The sequence below is a fragment of the Serratia sp. JSRIV002 genome, from assembly GCF_019968725.1.
Lineage (GTDB): Bacteria > Pseudomonadota > Gammaproteobacteria > Enterobacterales > Enterobacteriaceae > Chania > Chania fonticola_B.
The window spans coordinates 3,529,969-3,548,576 of record NZ_CP074143.1 but is presented as its reverse complement, the minus strand read 5'-3'; the positions used below and the strand labels follow the sequence as shown (position 1 = coordinate 3,548,576).

The window sequence follows — 18,608 nt, the reverse complement described above, 5'->3', positions numbered from 1 at the left end:
AAACAACTCCCTCTCCCACAGGGAGAGGGGACCGATCGAGTTGGGTGAAAGTTGAGCATCGGCTGACTCACCTTGGACTAAAGGGTGATCGGGTTTGCTGATATGACCTCTTTAGTTCCAAATGGGCGGGGGCAAACAACTCCCTCTCCCTGTGGGAGAGGGTTGGGGTGAGGGGGCCTCAGACGTTTTTACGCTCGATGGTTTCTTCACCCCAGTAAAGTTGGTCGGCATCGGTTTTACCGAACGCCAGCGGTAACACTTCATCGCTGCCTTCCTCCCAAATTTTTTGCGCCAAAACCTCGTCATTACCGGCCAACTCAAAGATCGCTTCGGCAATTTCTACCGAGGTTTCACGCACTGTCGCCCAAGATTTCACATTATGATTTGCCATGACTGCTCTCCTGTTGAGTGTGAGGCACAGCCTAGTATAGGCCACAATTCTGCCGCTGGTTTTTGCAAGGCATGCGTATTATTGCCGAAAATTCAGGGCGGAACGCCTGCGGCAAAATGCAAAACGGCGTGGTATTCTTTGCCGCGTTTAAATCAACAGAGGAAAAATTATGTCTAGCGCACTGAGCAACGATCAAGAACTGGTTTCCGATCTGGTTGCCTGCCAACTGGTTATCAAGCAGATCCTGGATGTGATCGACGTGATCGCGCCGACCGAAGTACGGGACAAAATGGCCAGCCAGCTCAAGAGTATCGATTTTAGCAGCCACCCGGCCGGCGCCGATCCGATCACCAAGCGGGCGATTGAAAAAGCGATTGCGCTGATTGAGATGAAATTTAACCGCGAGTAACCGGGTTATTTTTTGTTCCAGATGGCTGAGAAATCTAAACGGCCGGTTAAACTTCGTTTAAGTTGCCTATGCTAGCATCGATGATTAGGTTAACAACATAATCATAAGGCTGCTAAGGTTTGGGGCGTAAAAAACTGCTGGTGATAGCGGCAACGCTGTTTGCCTGCTTGCTTTTCTATCTGCTGGCTCTGGATAGCTATTGCGATCAAGGTGAGAAGTTTGCACTGGGCATTTGCTCAATCACGCGTATCGTTCCCTGGTAACATGGCGAAATAACAATTTTTCGCAAACTTGCCCCTGGCCTTGGTGAGAATGTTACTATGTCGGCTTGGTTGAGGCAGTAGAGTAGATAGGGTTGTTCATGTTTGATTTAGCTTCTGGCCCGTCCGGCCTGATTTCCATCGTCGTTGTGGTGTTGGCTGCATTGTTTGGCTTGTGGGTCTGGTTCATCGTGAATCGCGCCAGCGTACGCGCCAACGAACAGATCCAGCTGTTGCAGGAAATCGCCGAGCAGCAGCGCCAGCAAACGGCACTGTTAAAAACGTTGGTGCAAACCGCCCGCGGGGACAAGGCATCGGTTGACGATTATGATGATGACCTTAGCCCGGCACTGAGTTATAAAGGGTTTATCCCAGAGCGTTAATCGCGTCCCTCATTTGGTGAGAAGGTTAAGGACACGTCGGTTATCTCAGTTTCAGTTTTAACCGGATCGCCTTCTCACCATTCCGTTTCAGTAAAACACCATCCCCTGATAGGGTTTCTCCCGGCAGGCTGCCAACCGGCTTGCCAGATCGCCACAGTGAATTTCCAGCGCGTGCCGATCGGGATCGAGAAAATAGCAAGATTCGCCCTCACTGTGATTACTCTTCCACTCCTGTACGCCTGATTTGCGCAAACGCTCCACAATGAGCGCATAGTTCTCCGGTGCCACGCTAAACGCGTAATGTGTATAGTCGCCCAACAGCTGATTTTTTCGGGCATCATCCAATGACAGGCATAACCACAGTTCACCCAATACAAGATAGGCACCTTGATGCCAGCGGGCTTTAGGGATAAACCCCAGCACCTCAACATAAAAGCGAAAACTGCGTTCTACCTCACTTACCGCGAGCGTCAGGTGGTTAAGACCCAGCAACATAATCAATTTATCCGTTAGTAAAAATAATGTTTACGGCACACGAGCTGTCATAAATCTGTCGTATTGGCGTCGTAATGTAGCGCCAACTCTATGAAAGATGGATATCAGCAATGATTAGATGGTACGAAGAAAGCGACGCCGAAGTAAACCGCAGCATTGCGTTAATCACCGGAGAAAATCCGGACAAATGGTACCCTTACGGCGGCGTGAAAGGGAAAGATTACTGCAAGAACCCCTCCGATGCCTGGCCGATTATCTGCGCCAACAAAATAAGCCTTAATGCCCCCGAACAAAGTGACCAGCCACAGTGGCAAGCCAGTATGATCACCCAGCAAGGGGAGTGGCAAGCTGGCAGTCACAGCCCGTTGCGTGCCGCAATGATCTGTTTTTTATTGAGTCAGCAAGCGCAATAAATCAAATGTTAGTCGATAATGTAGATGACCCGTAATGATGAGACACCGCCTTATTCTGACAATGGACCTGTCGCTGACGGAGACTGTTTTATGAAGCGCATTATCAAAGGTGATACCACTCTCTCTCATTTAGTGATTGCCCATGCGGCGATCGATTGTCATGCCAAAAGCTATGGGCTGCACCGACAGGGCTGGCCCTCAACCTACCTGATAAAGTATCAAAACGATCGCGTGGCGGTGGAGGTCATCACTCGCCGTCAATCCTATGTGGCGACGCTGATGATCGGCGCACGTAACCTCAGCAAACTGTGCGGTATGCCAAGCTAGCTGGCGTAGCAAACCTCCTGCAACCCTCTGGCCCGGTTAACGATCGCCGGGCGCTAATCCTTGATGCCTGAAAGGTTAAGTGTTAAAACGCCCGCAGGTTTATTTATTGGTTGGCGATATCTTGCGCAATGCTGCCTGGATACTCAGCCGGACGAGGATAAGATGGGCGGTCAGCTTCAGGATACCCCGCTAAAACGCGGTTTAAAAAACAGACACATACAACTTATTGCCCTGGGAGGTGCCATCGGTACCGGCCTGTTCCTGGGTATTGCACAAACCATTCAGATGGCCGGGCCTTCCGTGCTGCTAGGCTATGCCATAGGTGGTTTTATTGCCTTTTTGATTATGCGCCAACTGGGGGAGATGGTAGTGGAAGAGCCGGTTGCCGGTTCCTTTAGCCATTTTGCCTATAAATATTGGGGGGACTTTGCCGGTTTCTTATCCGGTTGGAACTACTGGGCGATGTTTATCCTGGTCGGTATGGCGGAACTGACCGCCGTAGGGATTTATATTCAATACTGGTGGCCGGAAATCCCAACCTGGGCATCGGCGGCCGTTTTCTTCGTCGTGATTAACCTGGTCAATCTGGTGAACGTACGCCTGTATGGGGAAACCGAGTTCTGGTTTGCCATCATCAAGGTGGCGGCGATCCTGGGGATGATCGTATTTGGTGCCTACCTGTTGGCCAGCGGCAACGGTGGCCCGGAAGCCAGCATCAGCAACCTGTGGGATCAGGGCGGTTTTATGCCACACGGCATTAGCGGCCTGGTGATGGCGATGGCGGTGATCATGTTCTCGTTCGGTGGACTGGAAATGGTGGGTATTACCGCAGCAGAAGCCGCCGATCCACGCCGTAGCATTCCTAAAGCCACCAATCAGGTGGTGTATCGTATCCTGATTTTCTATATCGGCTCGTTGACGGTGTTATTGTCACTTTATCCGTGGGGCAAGGTTGTGGAAGGGGGCAGTCCGTTTGTGATGATCTTCCATGCGCTCAACAGCAACCTGGTGGCGACCATGCTCAACATAGTGGTACTGACGGCAGCGCTGTCGGTCTACAACAGCGGCGTGTATTGCAATAGCCGGATGCTGTTTGGCCTGGCGACACAAGGCAATGCGCCAAAGGCGCTGACCAAGGTTAACAAACGTGGCGTACCGGTGCTGTCTATCGCGTTATCGGCGTTGGCCACCTCGGTAGGCGTATTGATTAACTACGTCATGCCCGGCGAGGCGTTTGGCTTACTGATGGCGCTGGTAGTCTCGACGTTGGTGATTAACTGGGTGATGATTTGCCTGGCGCACCTGAAATTCCGCGCAGCCAAAGATCGCCAAGGGGTGATCACCAGCTTTAGGTCGCTATGGTATCCGTTTGGCAACTATCTGTGCCTGGTGTTCCTGTCGTTGATCCTGGTGATCATGTACTTCAGCCCAGGGATCCGCATCTCCGTACTGTTGATGCCGGTTTGGGTACTGTTGTTGTGGGTTGGATTTTTGCTGACCCGGCGTAAAAAGGCAGTTGGTAACAAGAGGTAGTATTCACGTTGGAGGCGCCTCAGCGCCTCCGAACGGTTAACGGGCGACGGCATTGCCCTGAGGGTGGCGCCCCAGCCGCAGCAGCTTTCTGCACAGCAGGAACAGGGTGCTGATAACATCAATCACCACCACGCTAAGCATCAGCAGGCCCAGCATAAAAAAGCCTGCCAGGGTGCTTGCCAGTAACAGCAGCGGTGACGGTACGCGTAGCCGGCGCAGCTTCATTGCCAGATACATTTTCCAGTATTGCCCTTGCGTCGCCAGCGCTCGGCGATAGCGGCCCATACGAACGCGTGACTTGCCTGATGCAGTCCGGCTCATAACTCCTCCTTTTTCAGAATGTCCTAGTAAGTAAATCACAAGGTTCTTAAGAAAGGCTTAACAGGTTCTTGGCGACCTTGGCCTTCTTACTCTGGCTATGACAACAACATCCACAAAAAGGTCAGTTGTTTGTCATTGCGATACTATAAGCTATTGGGTAGGCAATCTTGTAACGATTGCGGCACCACTATGGTACTACAGGGAGAGAATGGGTTGAAAATAACCAACAAATATTACGACGCCAGCAAAGCGCATCATACGCCACAGGGATTCTGCAACCCGGAGCCGTCGTTACACCAGCCCGGGGATCTGAAGCGCTGGCAAGACGAACGCAAGAAGCTCGGCCTGCCCAAACCTCCTCAGGCAGGCTACGAGCAGTTTATCGCCAACTGGTGGCAAGCCGCCGATCTGAGCGGCGATCAGGACCGTGTATGGTGGTTGGGCCATGCTTCTCTGCTATTGCGCCTGGGGGGCCGCCACGTGCTGATCGATCCGGTACTGTCGCCAAGGGCATCACCTGTGAGCTTCTACGGCCCACATCGCAAGACGCCGCCCCCGCTAACGGTAAAACAGCTGCCAGCGGTAGATGTGGTGCTGATTTCCCACAATCACTACGACCATCTGGATCGTCAAACCATCAGGGAACTGACCAAACGCTTTCGCAATGCCACCTTTGTCGTCCCGCTGGGCCTCAAACGCTGGTTCAGCCATTACCCGGCCAAACGGGTGGTCGAACTGGATTGGTGGGAGAGCCTGACGCTGGATGAGATGACGTTCTACGCCACGCCAGCACGCCACTGGAGCATGCGTACACCGTGGGATCGCAATCGTTCTCTATGGTGTGGCTGGGTGATCCATCACCCGGCGCTGCGTTTTTATTTCTCTGGTGACAGCGGTTACAGCGAACGGTTGGTTGATATCGGCACCCGCCTTGGGCCGTTCGATATCGCGGCGTTGCCCATTGGTGCTTACGCCCCAAGATGGTTCATGCAAGAGCAGCATATGGACCCACAGCAGTCGGTGAGGCTGTATCAGCAATTGAATGAACCCAGAGTGATCCCTATCCATTGGGGCGTGTTTGAATTGGCCGACGAGTCGTTGGATGAACCACCTGTGCAACTCAGCCTGGCACTACGCGAAGCCGGGGTCGAGCAGCACAGTTTTTATCCGCTGAAGATTGGTGAACATCTGGAGGTTAGCCCTAACTCCTAATGAGTATCATGGGGTTGCGGCGTACCCCGCATCGGGTGGCGCTGGGCGTGGTGCGGCTTTGCGGGGTTTACGGCGGGTAATGGATAAAACCGTCACGCCAAGAGTAGTGAAAAAAATGCCTTGGCGATTTCGTTAATCTTCGGCGGAAATAGCTGCTGAGTGGCTAGGTGGTATTTTTAATATTTTTTTTATCCTTACTAACTTAGCTACGGATATAAACCCGCAGGGTGGGGTGGCTATTTCGTCCAGTTGCACATTCTTGGTGCAAAATTTGGCTCGCTGCATGATTATGCACTGGCCTGTGTGAGCGTTTTGGCCCGAGTGAACGGTTCTGTTGCGGTGGCCAAAGCATAACTATCCTGCTATGACAGGCTTTGCTCCCCAAAGGTCGGATCAGTGGGCCGTTTGGCCCCCGGCCTTCGATATTCAATAGTTGCATATAAAATTCCATAAAGATTCAAATTTTTTTACGTTCTTTGGCCTGTCTGCGGCTTATATGTGGTCTAAATCGCTCGCTGTCGAGTTGAAAGAATTGTTAAAACTGAGGCGCCACGCGGAGTACAGCGCGGCGTCTTTACAAAGCAGAAAATAGCCAAGGCTTCAACCTCTTTTGCCCTATTTAAGCTATTCTTGCGGCTGACCGTTTCAAATATGTGCGACACGTCCATGAGTGATTAAAAATGGCTTGCCATCGATTCCAGAGTATGTGATAACGCACTTGGGTAAAACGAGGTACAGTTCTGTATATGTGTGGCATTTTCAGTAAAGAAGTTCTGAGTAAAGACGTTAGCGTTGAATACCGCTTCTCTGCCGATCCTTATCTTAGTGCCTCAAGCAGTAACGACTCTAGTTTGTCTATGTAACGCCTACGGGCGGTTTAAACAATCCAAAGGAAATACTCAAGATGGCAAAGATCAAAGGTCAAGTTAAGTGGTTCAACGAGTCTAAAGGTTTCGGTTTCATCACCCCAGCTGACGGCAGCAAAGACGTGTTCGTACACTTCTCTGCAATCCAGGGTAACGGTTTCAAAACCCTGGCTGAAGGCCAGAACGTTGAGTTCGAAATCCAAGATGGCCAGAAAGGCCCATCTGCAGTAAACGTTACTGCAATCTAATCAGCTTCAGCTGAACAAAAAACCCGCCTTAGTGCGGGTTTTTTCGTATCTGGCGTCGATGAATATCACCTGGTGATGATGATGCCGGAATACTGGTTGCGGCCTTTAATCCCCGGATGGTTGGGATCTTGTGCGCGGCGATGGCTGTTGCGGCGATAGCTGGTGTATTTAAAGCGCTGGGGCTGCCGTGGGTCGCTGTTGAGCGTGCAGATGGTGCAAGAGCCTGCGTGATCGACTGCGGCGAAGCCCAAGGCTTTGAGCTTGTTTACGGCGATGGCGGCCAGATCCAGATGGCGTTGGGTCGGGCTGATCAGCTCTGCTGGCAAGGGCAGCGCCTGCTGAAACTGTTCGACCAACTCCTGGTTAACCTGATAGCAGCAAGCGCCCGCAGCGGGGCCGATGGAGGCCAACCAGTTGGCGGTATCGTCATCCTGGCCGATACGTTTGGCCATCTGCTCCAGAATGCCATCCAGCAGGCCGCGCCAGCCCGCATGTACCGCAGCAATGGCGCTACCGTCTTTACGGCTGAAAATCACCGGCAGGCAGTCTGCGGTTAATACGCTGATCAGGATCCCTGGCTCACGGGTAAAGAAGCCATCGGCCTCACCGCATTGCTGGCCCGCCTGATGGATATCGACTATGCGAGTACCGTGTACTTGTTTTTTCTCAGGCAGCGTATTGCGAAAGGGCTGTAACGGCGTTGGCAGCAGGGCACCTTTATTGCCAAAGCCATGAGCGATGCCAGGAACGCCGCTGAGCAGCGGGGAATAGTCGGTCATAGAACGTTTTTGCCTGTGGCTGAGAGGAGATATCCAGTGTAGCCAGCTTTTGGATTACTTGGCTAGTGGCAGATGGGCATCCGCCTTGCATCGTACACCAGCCTTCTTTAGACTACCCGCGCCATCTCTCTCTGGGATCTCATCCATGTCTTATCAGTGCCCCCTGTGCTTCCAACCGCTTGATTTCGCAAACCAACAGTGGCGTTGCGAAAATAACCATCAATTCGACCGTGCCAAAGAAGGGTACGTCAACTTAATGCCGGTGCAACACAAGCGTTCTAAACAGCCGGGTGACAGTGCCGAGATGATGCAGGCCCGCCGCGCATTTCTTGACGGCGGCTACTACCAGCCGTTGCAACAGCGGGTGGCTGAACTGTTAGCCAGCACTTTGCCTATTGAGCCACAGGCACTGCTGGATATTGGTTGTGGTGAAGGCTATTACACGGCCGCCGTGGCGGCACGCTTGTCTCAGGAGCGGACCGTAGCGGTGTATGGCCTGGATGTTGCCAAGGTGGCTATCCGCTCGGCAGCCAAACGCTACCCGGCGGTCTCTTTCTGCGTGGCTTCCAGCCATCGCCTGCCGTTTGCTGACGCGTCGCTCGATGCTGTGTTACGTATCTATGCCCCCTGTAAAGCCGAGGAGTTGGCGCGGGTCGTCAAGCCGGGTGGGGTGGTGGTGACAGTGTCACCGGGGCCGCGTCACCTTTATCAGCTAAAACAGCAGGTTTATCAGGAGGTTCAATTGCATGCGGAGCATGATGAGCAGCTTGAGGGCTTCAGCTGTGAATTGGCCGAGTCACTGGCTTATCCGATGGCGCTGCCGGGTGAGCAGGCTGCCAATCTGTTGCAGATGACGCCGTTTGCCTGGCGCGCTTCGCCGGAGGTGCAGCAAGGTTTGCTCGACATGGCTACCTTTGCCTGCGAGACGGATTTCGCCATCCGCTTGTACCGTCGGGTCGCCGCTCACCCCAACCCACTCCCACAGGACGAGGGAACTGAACAGAGTAGGTAATTGGCCAATGTAGCTTCGGAAACCAGGGTGTAAAAGCAAGAAAGTTGAGGTATTACGCAGAAAGATCAACGAACTCGGTCGGTTCCCTCTCCTTGGGGAGAGGGTTAGGGTGAGGGAGTCTTCTTCTCTGCCAAGGATTAAGCCAGGTAGCCCAAGTGCTCCAGCAGGATATTAAAGCCAATCCCGATCAACACCACGCCGCCAAGAATTTCTGCGCGCTTGCCCAGCAGCGGGCCGATAAACCGGCCAACCATCATCCCCAGCGTCGCCATGATCATGGTCGCCATACCTATCGCCATCGCGGTATGCAGGATATTAACCTGTAGGAATGCCAGACCCACACCGATTGCCATCGCATCCAGACTGGTGGCGATGGCCGTAGCAACCAGCACCCAGAAACCATGACGATTGACTTTCTCTTCTTCCGGCTTGTTTTTCACCCCTTCAACGATCATGCGTGCGCCAAGGATAAACAGCAGGCTAAAGGCGACCCAGTGGTCCCATTCCATGATGTATTGGCTGGCAAACAGCCCGATACCCCAGCCGATAAGCGGGGTAATGGCTTCAATGATGCCAAAGATCAGACCGGTACGGATAGCTTCGCGAAAACGCGGTTGATGCAGAGTGGCACCTTTGCCGATCGACGCGGCAAACGCGTCCATAGACATGCCAAAAGCCAGGATAAGAGTTGCGGAAAGGTTCATTGAAATAGTCTCGGCCGGGTGGCTCCATATACACGTAACCCACCCCCAACCATACGACGGAGTTACGTGCCTATGGTCTCGCCAACCTACCTGGCTGCCCGCACCACGTTTCGCTGACGAAACGAGTATGTTGATACGGGCGTTTCTGGTTAAAACTCCCCCAGAAACCGGCTACTCCCCAATGACGGCGCAACCATACCATAATATTTTTGCTGCGGACAACGTTTAATTTCACCGGGGTATTGGGTGAAATTGAGACTTATTTTCATTAGCGGGCTTGGTGAGAGTAATAATGGCGATAGTTGCATCAATGGTGTGGAAAAAATAAGCAGGAAAAATACCAGCCATGCTGATTAATTATCCACAAAAACACTGTTAATTAATCAGGATGGGGTGAGGTGGATTTAACTCATTTATTTTCAAGGAAAAAATGATAGATTTTTTCCAGGTCATCCAAGTGCGTAACCTGGATTAATAACCGGCGCTGTTCTAAGTCGATAACCAGAATGCCGTCTTCGGATAAATTCATGGCTTTGATGCGTCGATAGTCAATAAACGCATTTGCATAGAAGAAGCCCGTAGTTTTAAACAACATTTTGGGCTTGCGGATATAGGAGATATATACCGCCATCAACGCCAGGGAAATTAGCAGGTAGGTAGTTATCGGCGCTCCCTGCTCGACCAGGTTGCGGTAGATCAGGATGGCGATCAGACCGACGAAGATCAGGCAGTCCAGGCGGTTACCCCGCTTGAGCTGCACCTTTAACAGCGTTTTTCCTTTCAGAAGGTTCATGCCGAACTCGTCATACAGCGCATACGCCAGCATCAGCAGAATAAAAATCAGTATTACGCTATCGGTCAGCGACATCTCACCACTCCATAAATAAAAAAACCGGGGGTTGCCCCCCGGCTATCAATTGCTATTACAGACCTAACAGACCAATCCAGTAACCGAAGATACCGATGGCGAAGAAGCCGATAATGATCCACAGCGCGTTGACCTTCTTGCGCAGTAGCCACATACAGCCGAAGGTCAGCAGTAGCGGTACCAAGCCAGGCATCAACTGATCAAGGATGGTTTGTACCGTGGTGACGTGGGTTTGCCCGGTCTGGTCGGTAATTTTTGACACCACCAGCGGGATATTCACGTGCGTCCACTTGTTAACCAGAGCCCCCATGACAAACAGGCCGAGGATGGACGCCCCTTCCGTCAGTTTTTGCAGGAAACCACCGCCCATATCGCTAACGATATCGACCCCTTTTTGATAACCGTAAGCGACACCGTAGTAACGAACCAACAGGCGTACCAGGTTAAACAGTACGAAGAACAACAGCGGGCCGAGCAGGCTGCCACTCATGGCAATACCGGCACCCAATGCGGCAAATACCGGGCGAACGGTACCCCAGAATATCGGGTCACCGACGCCGGCCAGTGGCCCCATCAGACCTACTTTGATGCCGTTGATGGCCGCATCGTCGATCGGTGCGCCGTTGGCACGCTGTTCTTCCATCGCCATGGTAACGCCAAGTATTGGCGCTGCGACGAACGGTTGCGTATTGAAGAACTCAAGATGGCGTTTGATTGCCTGCTTGCGTTCGTCGTTGTTGTCCGGATACAGGCGACGGATCACCGGCACCATCGAGAAACAAAAACCTAGCGCCTGCATACGTTCGAAGTTCCATGAACCCTGGAACAGGTTGGAGCGTACGAATACGCCTCGAATATCGGCAGGTGTCAGTTTCTTTTGAGTCGTTGTATCAACCATTTCTTTCACCTATTCCTAGTCCAATTCGTTATCGAGGTCGTTGGCACCGGCAGGGTTGGCCTGAACCACCTGAGACTTGTTGTATTTAGGGCTGAGCTGGATGTAGAGCACCGCCATCACCACGCCGATCACACCGAGTGCGACCAGGTTAAAGTTGGTGAAGGCTGCGGTAACAAAGCCCAGGTAGAAGAATGGCATCAGATAACCGGCTCGCATCATGTTGATGACCATCGCGTAACCGACTACCACGATCATGCCACCGGCGATGTTCAGACCGCCTGTGACCACTTCCGGAATTGAGTTAAGCAGGGCGTGGACGCCAGCTGTGCCGACAGAGACCGCCACGATCACCGCAGGAATAGCGACACGCATTGCCTGTACCAACAGGGCCGCGATGTGGATCACGGTAATACCGTTCAGGTTACCCCGTTCTGCCGCTTTGTCCGCCGCATGCTGGAAGGCCACGGTGATGGTACGCACGATAATGGTCAGTACCTGACCTGCTGCTGCCAGTGGGATCGCCAGAGCAATACCGGCACCGATGTTTTGCCCACCGGCGATAACCAGAATGGTGGAAATAATCGACGCTAACGCCGCATCGGGCGCAACCGCAGCCCCGATGTTCATCCAACCCAGTGCGATCATTTCCAGCGTACCGCCGATGATGATACCGGTTTTGATGTCACCGAGAACGAAGCCAATCAGCGTACAGGCCACTAACGGGCGGTGGAATTGAAACTCATCCAGGACGGAACCCATCCCGGCGATACAGGCAACGATAAATATCAGTACAATCTGAAGAGTGGTGATCTCCATTGCACTTCTCCTATATGACCAAACAGCTCTGAGTAAAAAAATTAACGACGTTGCCGTTAATTGAGTTTGTTAATCAGGTCCATCATTTTTAGCTGACTGTCGGAAGAGACCTTACGGACTTCAAGTTCAATCCCGCGTTCGTTTAACTTCTTAAACGCCTCGATGTCTTTCTCATCGACGGACACCGCGTTATTCACCTGGGTTTTGCCCTGGCGGAACGCCATACCACCGATATTCACCGATTTGATATCCACCCCTTCCTCTACCAGACGCCAAACGTCGGTTGGATTGGTGAACAGCAGCATTACGCGCTCACCCGCATATTTCGGGTTGTTCCAGACGCGGATCGCCTTTGCCACGTCAACAACGTGAGCGGTAACGCCTGGAGGAGCAACCTGAGTCAGCAAGGTTTTACGGACGTGGTCGGCGGCTACTTCATCACTGACTACGATGATGCGGCTGACGTTGGTCTCTTTGGTCCAGCGGGTAGCAACCTGGCCGTGGATCAGACGATCGTCGATACGCGCCAGACAGATTTTCATATGGTCATTGGGGCCGAGAGGCGCTTGGGGCGCAGCGGCTTTTGGAGCAGGGGCACTTTGTGGCGCGACGGGCTTAACACTCTCTTCCACCGGTTTCTTCAGCGCTTTCACGCCTTCACGGCCGGTTTCCAACGCCAGCGCGACCAGTTCGTCAAAGCTTGGGTTGTCATCACGGGCCATGAATGTTTCCACCAGCATGGGAATGTTAACCCCGGTGATAACCTCATAGTGTGGTTTGTCTACTGCGATGCGGCTGGCCGCGTTAAACGGGCTGCCGCCCCAGGTATCAACCAGAAACAGGACGCCATCGCTGGTATCGAGTTCACTGATTTTCCCATTATATTTCTCAATTAACGTTTCAGCATTTTCACCGGGAACGAAATCTATGTAGGCGACGTTGGCTTGCTCACCCAATAGCATTTCTGCTGTTTTCAGCAGTTGTTCCGCTGCAGTCCCGTGTGTGCCGATGATAATAGCTATTGCCACTCGCTACCTCCTCGTTGAACTTAAGGCACGGATCGTGTCTTGACTCATCACCATCCTGGCAGTCACTTCCGCGGTTCAGATACGTTGGTTCAAATACATTATGGTAGAAAAAAAGAAACTCACACTTAACATTTATCACGCAGTTTCAAAAACCTGTGGCCGTTAATTCCTGTTAACGACATTTATTTTAGTGCGTGAAAAAATAAATTTTGTGACATTGCTCTGCTATTAGTGGATCGATTAAGCCGAATAGTTGGTTTGCGGAATTAAACAGCAAAGCTGTTACAAAATGAGACGTAAACTGAACAAAGCCACTTTTCTGGCGAAAAGTTTCCTGTTAGAGTGCATTCTTCTTTCATAACCAAGGAGTGAAGGGCCTCAGCCCTCCCTATGGACTGTCACCGAAGTTACTGTTTTACAAGGTTTCACCCGCCACCTGTTGGCGCCACAACGTTCGCTCGGCCTTATGGCTGCTTCCTGTTAGTGCCATCCTGTTTTCTCTCTGTCATCGCCAACGCCACGTCTGCGTTTGCTTCCCTACGTCTGAGCACAGCTCTGCCAACCTGTCTTTCTTCTGGAGTCTGATATGGAAATATTAATGGACCCCTCGATTTGGGCCGGGTTATTGACCCTGGTGGTCTTGGAAATCGTGCTGGGTATCGACAACCTGGTATTCATCGCCATTCTGGCCGACAAACTACCGCCCAAGCAGCGTGATAAAGCGCGCATTATCGGTCTTTCATTAGCCTTGGTGATGCGTCTTGGGTTGCTGTCGGTGATTTCATGGATGGTGACGCTGACCAAACCGCTGTTCAGCGTGGGGGAGTTCGCTTTCTCTGGCCGCGACCTGATCCTGCTGTTTGGTGGGGTATTCCTGTTGTTCAAAGCCACGATGGAGCTGCATGAACGGCTGGAGGGCAGCACCCATCAGGAAGGTGCCAACCGTGGCTACGCCAAATTCTGGGCGGTGGTGGTGCAGATTGTCATCCTTGATGCGGTGTTCTCGCTCGACGCGGTGATCACGGCGGTGGGGATGGTCAACGATCTGCCGGTCATGATGGCAGCAGTAGTGATTGCGATGGCGGTGATGTTGCTGGCCTCGAAACCTTTGACCAACTTCGTGAACGCCCATCCGACCATCGTGGTGCTCTGTTTGAGCTTCCTGCTGATGATCGGCCTGAGCCTGATTGCCGAAGGCCTTGGCGTACACATTCCGAAAGGCTATCTGTATGCGGCGATTGGTTTCTCGATCCTGATCGAGATGTTTAACCAGATTGCACGGCGCAACTTCATCAAGCACGAGTCTCGTCGCCCGATGCGCGAACGCACGGCTGAAGCGATTATGCGCCTGATGGGGCAACAGCGTACCCAGCAGCAGGTGGATGAAGACAGCCTGCATAAGGTGAAAGAAACCTTTGCGCAGGAGGAACGCTATATGATCAGCGGCGTGCTGACGTTGGCTTCCCGTACCTTGCGCAGCGTCATGACGCCGCGCACCGAGATTTCGTGGGTAGATTGCGAACGCTCCCGCGACGAGGTGCGCGAACAGTTGCTGGATACCCCGCATAGCCTGTTCCCGGTTTGCCGCTATGAGCTGGACGAGTTTATCGGCGTAGTGCGAGCCAAGGATCTGCTGGTCGCGTTGGATCAGGGGGTGGATATCGCCGAGTTTGCCGCACGTACTCCACCGATTGTGGTGCCGGAAACCATGGACGTGATCAAGCTGCTGGCGGTATTGCGCCGGGCCAAGGGCCGTCTGGTGATGGTGACCAATGAGTTTGGCGTGGTGCAGGGGCTGGTCACGCCGTTAGACGTGCTGGAAGCGATTGCCGGTGAGTTCCCGGATGAAGATGAAACGCCGGATATTATCGAGGATGGCGACCGTTGGCTGGTGAAAGGCGGAGCGGATCTCCACTCGTTGGAGCAGGCGTTGGACTGTGACGATCTGGTTAGCCCCACCGAGGATTACGCCTCGCTGGCGGGCTTCCTGCTCTCATATTCTGGCCAGATGCCAACGGTGGGCGACGTGGTCGAACTTCACGACCTGCGCTTTGAAATCCTTGAGATCTCGGATTATCGCATCGAGCTGGTCAGTATCACCAAGGTGAAACCGCTGCACGAACAAGACGAGTAAGTGTTCAGGCCGGGGGTATCTCCCGGCCACAGTTTGCCGCGTTGCTGGTCCATTGGCTAACGTACATAGCGAGCCGGTTGAATTGTATCAGCCGTCTCGCTTTTCTTTTGTTTGCGGCTTTTTATGCAGCGCGCGTTGGCGGGTTTCATACTGCTGCAGCCACAGCGGGAACACGTTGATCGGCATCGGCTTGGCAAAATAATATCCCTGTAAGGCATTTACTCCCTGTGAACGTAGATACTCAGCCTGTTCCTCTGTCTCAACCCCTTCGGCCACCAGTTTTAATTTCAGGCGCTGTGCCAACGTTATGATGGTATCGGTCACGGTGGCATTGACTGCGTCAGTACCAATGGCGGCGGTAAAGCCACGATCGATCTTCAACACGTCCGGGCTGAGCTTTTTCAGGTAACTGAGCGAGCTGTGGCCGGTACCGAAGTCGTCTATCGCCAGCATGATGCCCATCTCTTTGAGCGTTTTAATCTGCTCATACTGAATTTCTGACAGAGCGGTTCGCTCTGTCAGTTCCAGCATCAATGAAGGCATCGGATGGGCGGGCAGCCAAATCCGGCGGATGTCATCGATAATGCTGACGGTATTGAAATGCTCAGCGGCGACGTTGATGCTGATATAGAAAGAGGGGCGGGGGGGGAACAGGTTGAGGTTTTCTACCACCGTGGTCATCAGATAACGCGTGAGGGGAATGATCAGGGCGTGCTGTTCGGCCAGCGGAATAAACACGTCTGGCGAAATCCAGCCTTGTCGTTTGTTTTTCCAGCGCATCAAGGTTTCAACACCGACGCAGCGCCCATTATCGCTGTTGATAATCGGCTGGCAATAAACGCGAAATTCGCGATGCGAAATGGCGTGGCCAATGTGGTAAGACAGGCTCATGCGGTTGGCGGTGATCAGATAGACCACGTAGGCCGCCAGCAGGCTCAGCATCAGCGCCAGAGGAATATGGCGGGGTAGTGCGGCCAGCGCCAGAGTTCGGGCATCAGGTCCAAACAGGGAGATGGAAAAAGGATATTTGGCGGATTTTGCAGTGTATTGCAGGCCGTCTGCATTGGCATCGCTCAGGGTAATTTCCTGTTGACCATATTCCAGCCTGTAGGCACCCACGTTCAGGGCTACGCGGTGAGCGTAAGGCTCTTGTGGTTCCAGCAGGAAATTGGACAATAGATCGATATTGAAAACGTTCAACACTCCGCTGGTACTTTGGTTGGGCAACGGAGTCCATAGCACCAGCGTTGGCGTTCCTTTTGCCACCATGAGGGAGGGGCGCAGTGCCAGTTGCATGCCGCCTTGGGTCATGGTCGGGAAAATGGAGGTAAACACATAGTGGCGCTGACCAAACAGGCTGGAGCAATAAATCGTACCATCCTTGACTAGCAGCAACGAGCGCAGCGCCTGATTCTGTGCGGCACGAAAGCGTAACGTTGGCATCACCGAATCGCAGGGTTGCCCGATTAGCGACATGGTGCTGAGAGCCTGTTGCTCTGCGGGCAGCAGCAACGCATTGAGTTTGGTGATCACTCGGCTGGCCAGGACGCGCTGGTTCTGCTCGGTATTACGGATTTCCTGATAGTAGCGGGTATAAAGCGAAATCAACAAAATAGCCAACCCAACCGCGCCGGCGAGAAGCCAACGGTAATAGCGGTATTTCGATGCGGCAAGTTGGGTCATCAACATCCGGTAAGTCCTTGTTCAGTCTAGCTGCCTGACGCCACTTCCAGGCGCAATTCAGTAATACTATGCTTGGCTAATTCTAGCCTGTTCGCATGGAAAATTGATGGTAACTCAACAAATTATTTCGGTTCGTGCAATCAAAGGGGAAATTTTGGGGTTAACCGGCGGATGGGCGAAGTGGTCAGGTTAGCAGTATTGCTGAATTTGTACGGGGCAACGAGGTTTTTCCCCAGCTAATCTATTGATTCTCTGAGTGTGCGCAGCACGCGGTTGCGTAGCCAGTTCAGGCTTTTTCAGCCGTTCCCCCTCGCCGGTGATGACGAGGGGGGACAGACTTAATCAGTCACACTGAACCTTGATCGCCAGACCGCCACGGGAGGTCTCACGATACTTGGCGTTCATGTCTTTACCGGTTTCGTACATGGTTTCGATCACCTTATCCAGCGACACACGCGGCTCGCTGGTGCGGCGCAATGCCATACGCGCCGAGTTGATCGCCTTCACCGAGGCAATGGCATTGCGCTCGATGCAAGGGACCTGTACCTGACCGGCAACGGGATCGCAGGTCAAGCCCAGGTTATGCTCCATGCCGATTTCGGCGGCGATGCAAACCTGCTCAGGGCTGCCGCCAAGCAACTCGGCCAGGCCCGCAGCGGCCATTGAACAGGCCACACCAACTTCGCCCTGGCAGCCCACTTCGGCACCGGAAATTGAGGCGTTCATTTTATACAGCGTGCCAATCGCACCGGATGCCATAAAGTAACGGACATAGGTTTCCGGGCTGACGGACTCGATGAAATGATCGTAGTAAGCCAGCACCGCAGGGACGATCCCGCAGGCTCCGTTGGTTGGGGCGGTCACCACGCGGCCACCGGCGGCGTTCTCTTCGTTCACCGCCAGCGCAAACATGTTGACCCAGTCGATCACGTTCATTGGGTCGCTGGACAGTTTGTCTGAGGAAACCAACAAGCGGCGCAGGGCGGAGGCGCGGCGTGGAACCCGCAGAGGACCAGGCAGTACGCCTTCGGTGTTCAGACCACGATCGATACAGGCGCGCATGGTTTGCCAAACGTTACCGAAATAGGCTTCGATCTCCTGCTTGCTATGCAGTGCCAGTTCGTTTTGCATGACCATCCCGGAGAGGGACAGACCGGTGGCGTTGCAGTGGGCCAACATTTCACTTGCCGAGTGGAACGGATAGGGAACCGAGATTTCATTACTTTCGGCTTTGCCGAAATGTTCTTCGTCAACGATAAACCCGCCACCGATGGAGTAATAAGTTTTGCTGTAAATCTGCTTGTCGCCAGCAAAGGCATGGATCTGCATGGCGTTTTCGTGCAGCGGCATATTGTCGCTACGGAATACCATGCCGCCGTCGCGGGGGAAATCGACTTCGTGCAGGCCGTTGGCCAGCATCAGGCGTTGACGTTGCTCAACATCGCGAATAAAGCCTGGAATGCCATCGATATCGACGGTATCAGGCATATTGCCCGCCAGGCCGAGAATGATGGCGATATCGGTATGGTGACCTTTACCGGTCAATGAGAGTGAGCCGTAAACATCGACGGCAACACGCGTGACGGAAGGCATCAAGCCTTCGTTTACCAGATCGTCGACAAACTGTTTGCCGGCTTTCATCGGTCCAACCGTATGAGAGCTGGACGGGCCGATGCCGATCTTAAACATGTCGAAAACGCTAATCACGCTAAAACTCCTTAAAGAGGCATATTGTTATGGCTGCTGCGGTTAAAAACCGCGCAGGGAACGGCGATAGTGTAAAAGGGCCGTACGGGTTTTGCGGCCCTTTTCGCATGAAATAAAGTAA

The 18,608-nt window shown here is 53.0% G+C and carries 22 protein-coding genes and 1 riboswitch; of the genes, 11 read left to right on the top strand and 11 right to left on the bottom strand.

Annotated elements, in window-relative coordinates:
* Nucleotides 1-178: 178 nt before the first annotated feature.
* Nucleotides 179-391: a YccJ family protein gene (locus KGP26_RS16695; protein WP_218519222.1), complete on the bottom strand. Its 213-nt coding sequence runs from the start codon at nt 389-391 to the stop codon at nt 179-181.
* A 169-nt stretch (nt 392-560) separates the two neighbouring features.
* Here KGP26_RS16695 and KGP26_RS16690 point away from each other — a divergent pair, with 169 nt between their 5' ends.
* From KGP26_RS16690 to KGP26_RS16680, 3 genes are all read left to right on the top strand, one after another.
* Nucleotides 561-800: a DUF2766 family protein gene (locus tag KGP26_RS16690; RefSeq protein ID WP_021181023.1), complete on the top strand. Its 240-nt coding sequence runs from the start codon at nt 561-563 to the stop codon at nt 798-800.
* Nucleotides 801-919: 119 nt separating this feature from the next.
* On the top strand, nt 920-1,063 hold the full coding sequence (locus tag KGP26_RS16685; protein ID WP_021181024.1) for a PhoP/PhoQ regulator MgrB: 144 nt from the start codon (nt 920-922) through the stop codon (nt 1,061-1,063).
* A 98-nt stretch (nt 1,064-1,161) separates the two neighbouring features.
* The gene (locus KGP26_RS16680; RefSeq protein WP_021806783.1) at nt 1,162-1,443 is read left to right on the top strand and encodes a YebO family protein; all 282 of its coding nucleotides are present in this window, start codon (nt 1,162-1,164) and stop codon (nt 1,441-1,443) included.
* An 87-nt stretch (nt 1,444-1,530) separates the two neighbouring features.
* Here KGP26_RS16680 and KGP26_RS16675 read toward each other — a convergent pair whose 3' ends face one another.
* Nucleotides 1,531-1,938: a VOC family protein gene (locus KGP26_RS16675; RefSeq protein ID WP_209526762.1), complete on the bottom strand. Its 408-nt coding sequence runs from the start codon at nt 1,936-1,938 to the stop codon at nt 1,531-1,533.
* A 110-nt stretch (nt 1,939-2,048) separates the two neighbouring features.
* Between KGP26_RS16675 and KGP26_RS16670 the strand changes: the two genes are divergently transcribed.
* The 3 genes from KGP26_RS16670 (at nt 2,049) to KGP26_RS16660 (ending at nt 4,211) form a co-directional block, all read left to right on the top strand.
* Nucleotides 2,049-2,351 (top strand): phage protein NinX family protein, encoded by a 303-nt coding sequence (locus tag KGP26_RS16670; RefSeq protein ID WP_024486479.1) that lies wholly within the window; start codon nt 2,049-2,051, stop codon nt 2,349-2,351.
* Between the two features lie 90 nt (nt 2,352-2,441).
* Entirely contained in the window at nt 2,442-2,678 is a 237-nt protein-coding gene (locus tag KGP26_RS16665) for a DUF4060 family protein (protein WP_021181027.1), read from the top strand.
* 162 nt (nt 2,679-2,840) lie between these two features.
* Nucleotides 2,841-4,211, top strand: coding sequence for an amino acid permease (locus KGP26_RS16660; RefSeq protein ID WP_223664299.1), 1,371 nt, complete (start codon nt 2,841-2,843; stop codon nt 4,209-4,211).
* Between the two features lie 36 nt (nt 4,212-4,247).
* On the opposite strand, the gene KGP26_RS16655 is transcribed toward KGP26_RS16660, so the two are convergent.
* Nucleotides 4,248-4,532, bottom strand: a complete 285-nt coding sequence (locus KGP26_RS16655; protein WP_021806780.1) for a hypothetical protein — start codon at nt 4,530-4,532, stop codon at nt 4,248-4,250.
* A gap of 213 nt (nt 4,533-4,745) precedes the next feature.
* On the opposite strand from KGP26_RS16655, the gene KGP26_RS16650 reads away from it, so the two are divergent.
* The 3 genes from KGP26_RS16650 to cspE all read left to right on the top strand — a co-directional run bounded on the left by KGP26_RS16650 (nt 4,746) and on the right by cspE (nt 6,858).
* Nucleotides 4,746-5,744, top strand: a complete 999-nt coding sequence (locus KGP26_RS16650) for an MBL fold metallo-hydrolase (RefSeq protein ID WP_021806779.1) — start codon at nt 4,746-4,748, stop codon at nt 5,742-5,744.
* A gap of 746 nt (nt 5,745-6,490) precedes the next feature.
* Nucleotides 6,491-6,607: a DUF2627 domain-containing protein gene (locus KGP26_RS16645; protein ID WP_002211058.1), complete on the top strand. Its 117-nt coding sequence runs from the start codon at nt 6,491-6,493 to the stop codon at nt 6,605-6,607.
* A gap of 41 nt (nt 6,608-6,648) precedes the next feature.
* Nucleotides 6,649-6,858, top strand: coding sequence for a transcription antiterminator/RNA stability regulator CspE (gene cspE / locus KGP26_RS16640; protein ID WP_002221949.1), 210 nt, complete (start codon nt 6,649-6,651; stop codon nt 6,856-6,858).
* Between the two features lie 65 nt (nt 6,859-6,923).
* Here the strand turns inward: cspE and pgeF are convergent, their stop codons facing one another.
* The gene (gene pgeF / locus KGP26_RS16635; protein WP_179249033.1) at nt 6,924-7,637 is read right to left on the bottom strand and encodes a peptidoglycan editing factor PgeF; all 714 of its coding nucleotides are present in this window, start codon (nt 7,635-7,637) and stop codon (nt 6,924-6,926) included.
* A 145-nt stretch (nt 7,638-7,782) separates the two neighbouring features.
* Here pgeF and rlmA point away from each other — a divergent pair, with 145 nt between their 5' ends.
* Nucleotides 7,783-8,649, top strand: coding sequence for a 23S rRNA (guanine(745)-N(1))-methyltransferase (rlmA, locus tag KGP26_RS16630; protein WP_021806777.1), 867 nt, complete (start codon nt 7,783-7,785; stop codon nt 8,647-8,649).
* Nucleotides 8,650-8,786: 137 nt separating this feature from the next.
* Here the strand turns inward: rlmA and mntP are convergent, their stop codons facing one another.
* The 5 genes from mntP to manX form a co-directional block, all read right to left on the bottom strand.
* Nucleotides 8,787-9,353 carry a manganese efflux pump MntP gene (gene mntP, locus KGP26_RS16625; RefSeq protein ID WP_024487163.1) on the bottom strand — a complete coding sequence of 189 codons (567 nt, stop codon included), beginning with the start codon at nt 9,351-9,353 and terminating at the stop codon, nt 8,787-8,789.
* A gap of 12 nt (nt 9,354-9,365) precedes the next feature.
* A riboswitch (yybP-ykoY riboswitch) is annotated at nt 9,366-9,545 on the bottom strand.
* A gap of 217 nt (nt 9,546-9,762) precedes the next feature.
* Nucleotides 9,763-10,221 (bottom strand): DUF986 family protein, encoded by a 459-nt coding sequence (locus tag KGP26_RS16620; protein ID WP_021806775.1) that lies wholly within the window; start codon nt 10,219-10,221, stop codon nt 9,763-9,765.
* Between the two features lie 55 nt (nt 10,222-10,276).
* Nucleotides 10,277-11,119: a PTS mannose transporter subunit IID gene (locus tag KGP26_RS16615; RefSeq protein ID WP_037376029.1), complete on the bottom strand. Its 843-nt coding sequence runs from the start codon at nt 11,117-11,119 to the stop codon at nt 10,277-10,279.
* 15 nt (nt 11,120-11,134) lie between these two features.
* Nucleotides 11,135-11,935, bottom strand: a complete 801-nt coding sequence (locus tag KGP26_RS16610) for a PTS mannose/fructose/sorbose transporter subunit IIC (protein WP_021181036.1) — start codon at nt 11,933-11,935, stop codon at nt 11,135-11,137.
* Between the two features lie 56 nt (nt 11,936-11,991).
* A complete protein-coding gene (gene manX, locus KGP26_RS16605) occupies nt 11,992-12,963 on the bottom strand; it encodes a PTS mannose transporter subunit IIAB (protein WP_021806774.1) in 972 nt (323 codons plus the stop codon).
* A 586-nt stretch (nt 12,964-13,549) separates the two neighbouring features.
* Between manX and KGP26_RS16600 the strand changes: the two genes are divergently transcribed.
* Nucleotides 13,550-15,097: a transporter associated domain-containing protein gene (locus KGP26_RS16600; RefSeq protein WP_021806773.1), complete on the top strand. Its 1,548-nt coding sequence runs from the start codon at nt 13,550-13,552 to the stop codon at nt 15,095-15,097.
* A gap of 87 nt (nt 15,098-15,184) precedes the next feature.
* Here the strand turns inward: KGP26_RS16600 and KGP26_RS16595 are convergent, their stop codons facing one another.
* Together KGP26_RS16595 and sdaA are read right to left on the bottom strand one after the other, a co-directional pair.
* Nucleotides 15,185-16,786, bottom strand: coding sequence for an EAL domain-containing protein (locus tag KGP26_RS16595; RefSeq protein ID WP_218519226.1), 1,602 nt, complete (start codon nt 16,784-16,786; stop codon nt 15,185-15,187).
* 336 nt (nt 16,787-17,122) lie between these two features.
* Nucleotides 17,123-18,487: an L-serine ammonia-lyase gene (gene sdaA / locus KGP26_RS16590; RefSeq protein WP_021806771.1), complete on the bottom strand. Its 1,365-nt coding sequence runs from the start codon at nt 18,485-18,487 to the stop codon at nt 17,123-17,125.
* Nucleotides 18,488-18,608 lie beyond the last annotated feature (121 nt).

Bases quoted from the DNA above. Each gene is read 5' to 3' on its own strand.
- KGP26_RS16660 (WP_223664299.1), top strand. From the start codon at position 2,841: ATGGGCGGTCAGCTTCAGGATACCCCGCTAAAACGCGGTTTAAAAAAC.
- KGP26_RS16695 (WP_218519222.1), bottom strand. From the start codon at position 391: ATGGCAAATCATAATGTGAAATCTTGGGCGACAGTGCGTGAAACCTCG.
- KGP26_RS16680 (WP_021806783.1), top strand. From the start codon at position 1,162: ATGTTTGATTTAGCTTCTGGCCCGTCCGGCCTGATTTCCATCGTCGTT.
- KGP26_RS16615 (WP_037376029.1), bottom strand. From the start codon at position 11,119: ATGGTTGATACAACGACTCAAAAGAAACTGACACCTGCCGATATTCGA.
- KGP26_RS16595 (WP_218519226.1), bottom strand. From the start codon at position 16,786: ATGTTGATGACCCAACTTGCCGCATCGAAATACCGCTATTACCGTTGG.
- KGP26_RS16600 (WP_021806773.1), top strand. From the start codon at position 13,550: ATGGAAATATTAATGGACCCCTCGATTTGGGCCGGGTTATTGACCCTG.
- pgeF (WP_179249033.1), bottom strand. From the start codon at position 7,637: ATGACCGACTATTCCCCGCTGCTCAGCGGCGTTCCTGGCATCGCTCAT.
- mntP (WP_024487163.1), bottom strand. From the start codon at position 9,353: ATGAACCTTTCCGCAACTCTTATCCTGGCTTTTGGCATGTCTATGGAC.
- KGP26_RS16690 (WP_021181023.1), top strand. From the start codon at position 561: ATGTCTAGCGCACTGAGCAACGATCAAGAACTGGTTTCCGATCTGGTT.
- KGP26_RS16665 (WP_021181027.1), top strand. From the start codon at position 2,442: ATGAAGCGCATTATCAAAGGTGATACCACTCTCTCTCATTTAGTGATT.
- KGP26_RS16655 (WP_021806780.1), bottom strand. From the start codon at position 4,532: ATGAGCCGGACTGCATCAGGCAAGTCACGCGTTCGTATGGGCCGCTAT.
- rlmA (WP_021806777.1), top strand. From the start codon at position 7,783: ATGTCTTATCAGTGCCCCCTGTGCTTCCAACCGCTTGATTTCGCAAAC.
- KGP26_RS16610 (WP_021181036.1), bottom strand. From the start codon at position 11,935: ATGGAGATCACCACTCTTCAGATTGTACTGATATTTATCGTTGCCTGT.
- cspE (WP_002221949.1), top strand. From the start codon at position 6,649: ATGGCAAAGATCAAAGGTCAAGTTAAGTGGTTCAACGAGTCTAAAGGT.
- KGP26_RS16645 (WP_002211058.1), top strand. From the start codon at position 6,491: ATGTGTGGCATTTTCAGTAAAGAAGTTCTGAGTAAAGACGTTAGCGTT.
- KGP26_RS16675 (WP_209526762.1), bottom strand. From the start codon at position 1,938: ATGTTGCTGGGTCTTAACCACCTGACGCTCGCGGTAAGTGAGGTAGAA.
- KGP26_RS16620 (WP_021806775.1), bottom strand. From the start codon at position 10,221: ATGTCGCTGACCGATAGCGTAATACTGATTTTTATTCTGCTGATGCTG.
- KGP26_RS16670 (WP_024486479.1), top strand. From the start codon at position 2,049: ATGATTAGATGGTACGAAGAAAGCGACGCCGAAGTAAACCGCAGCATT.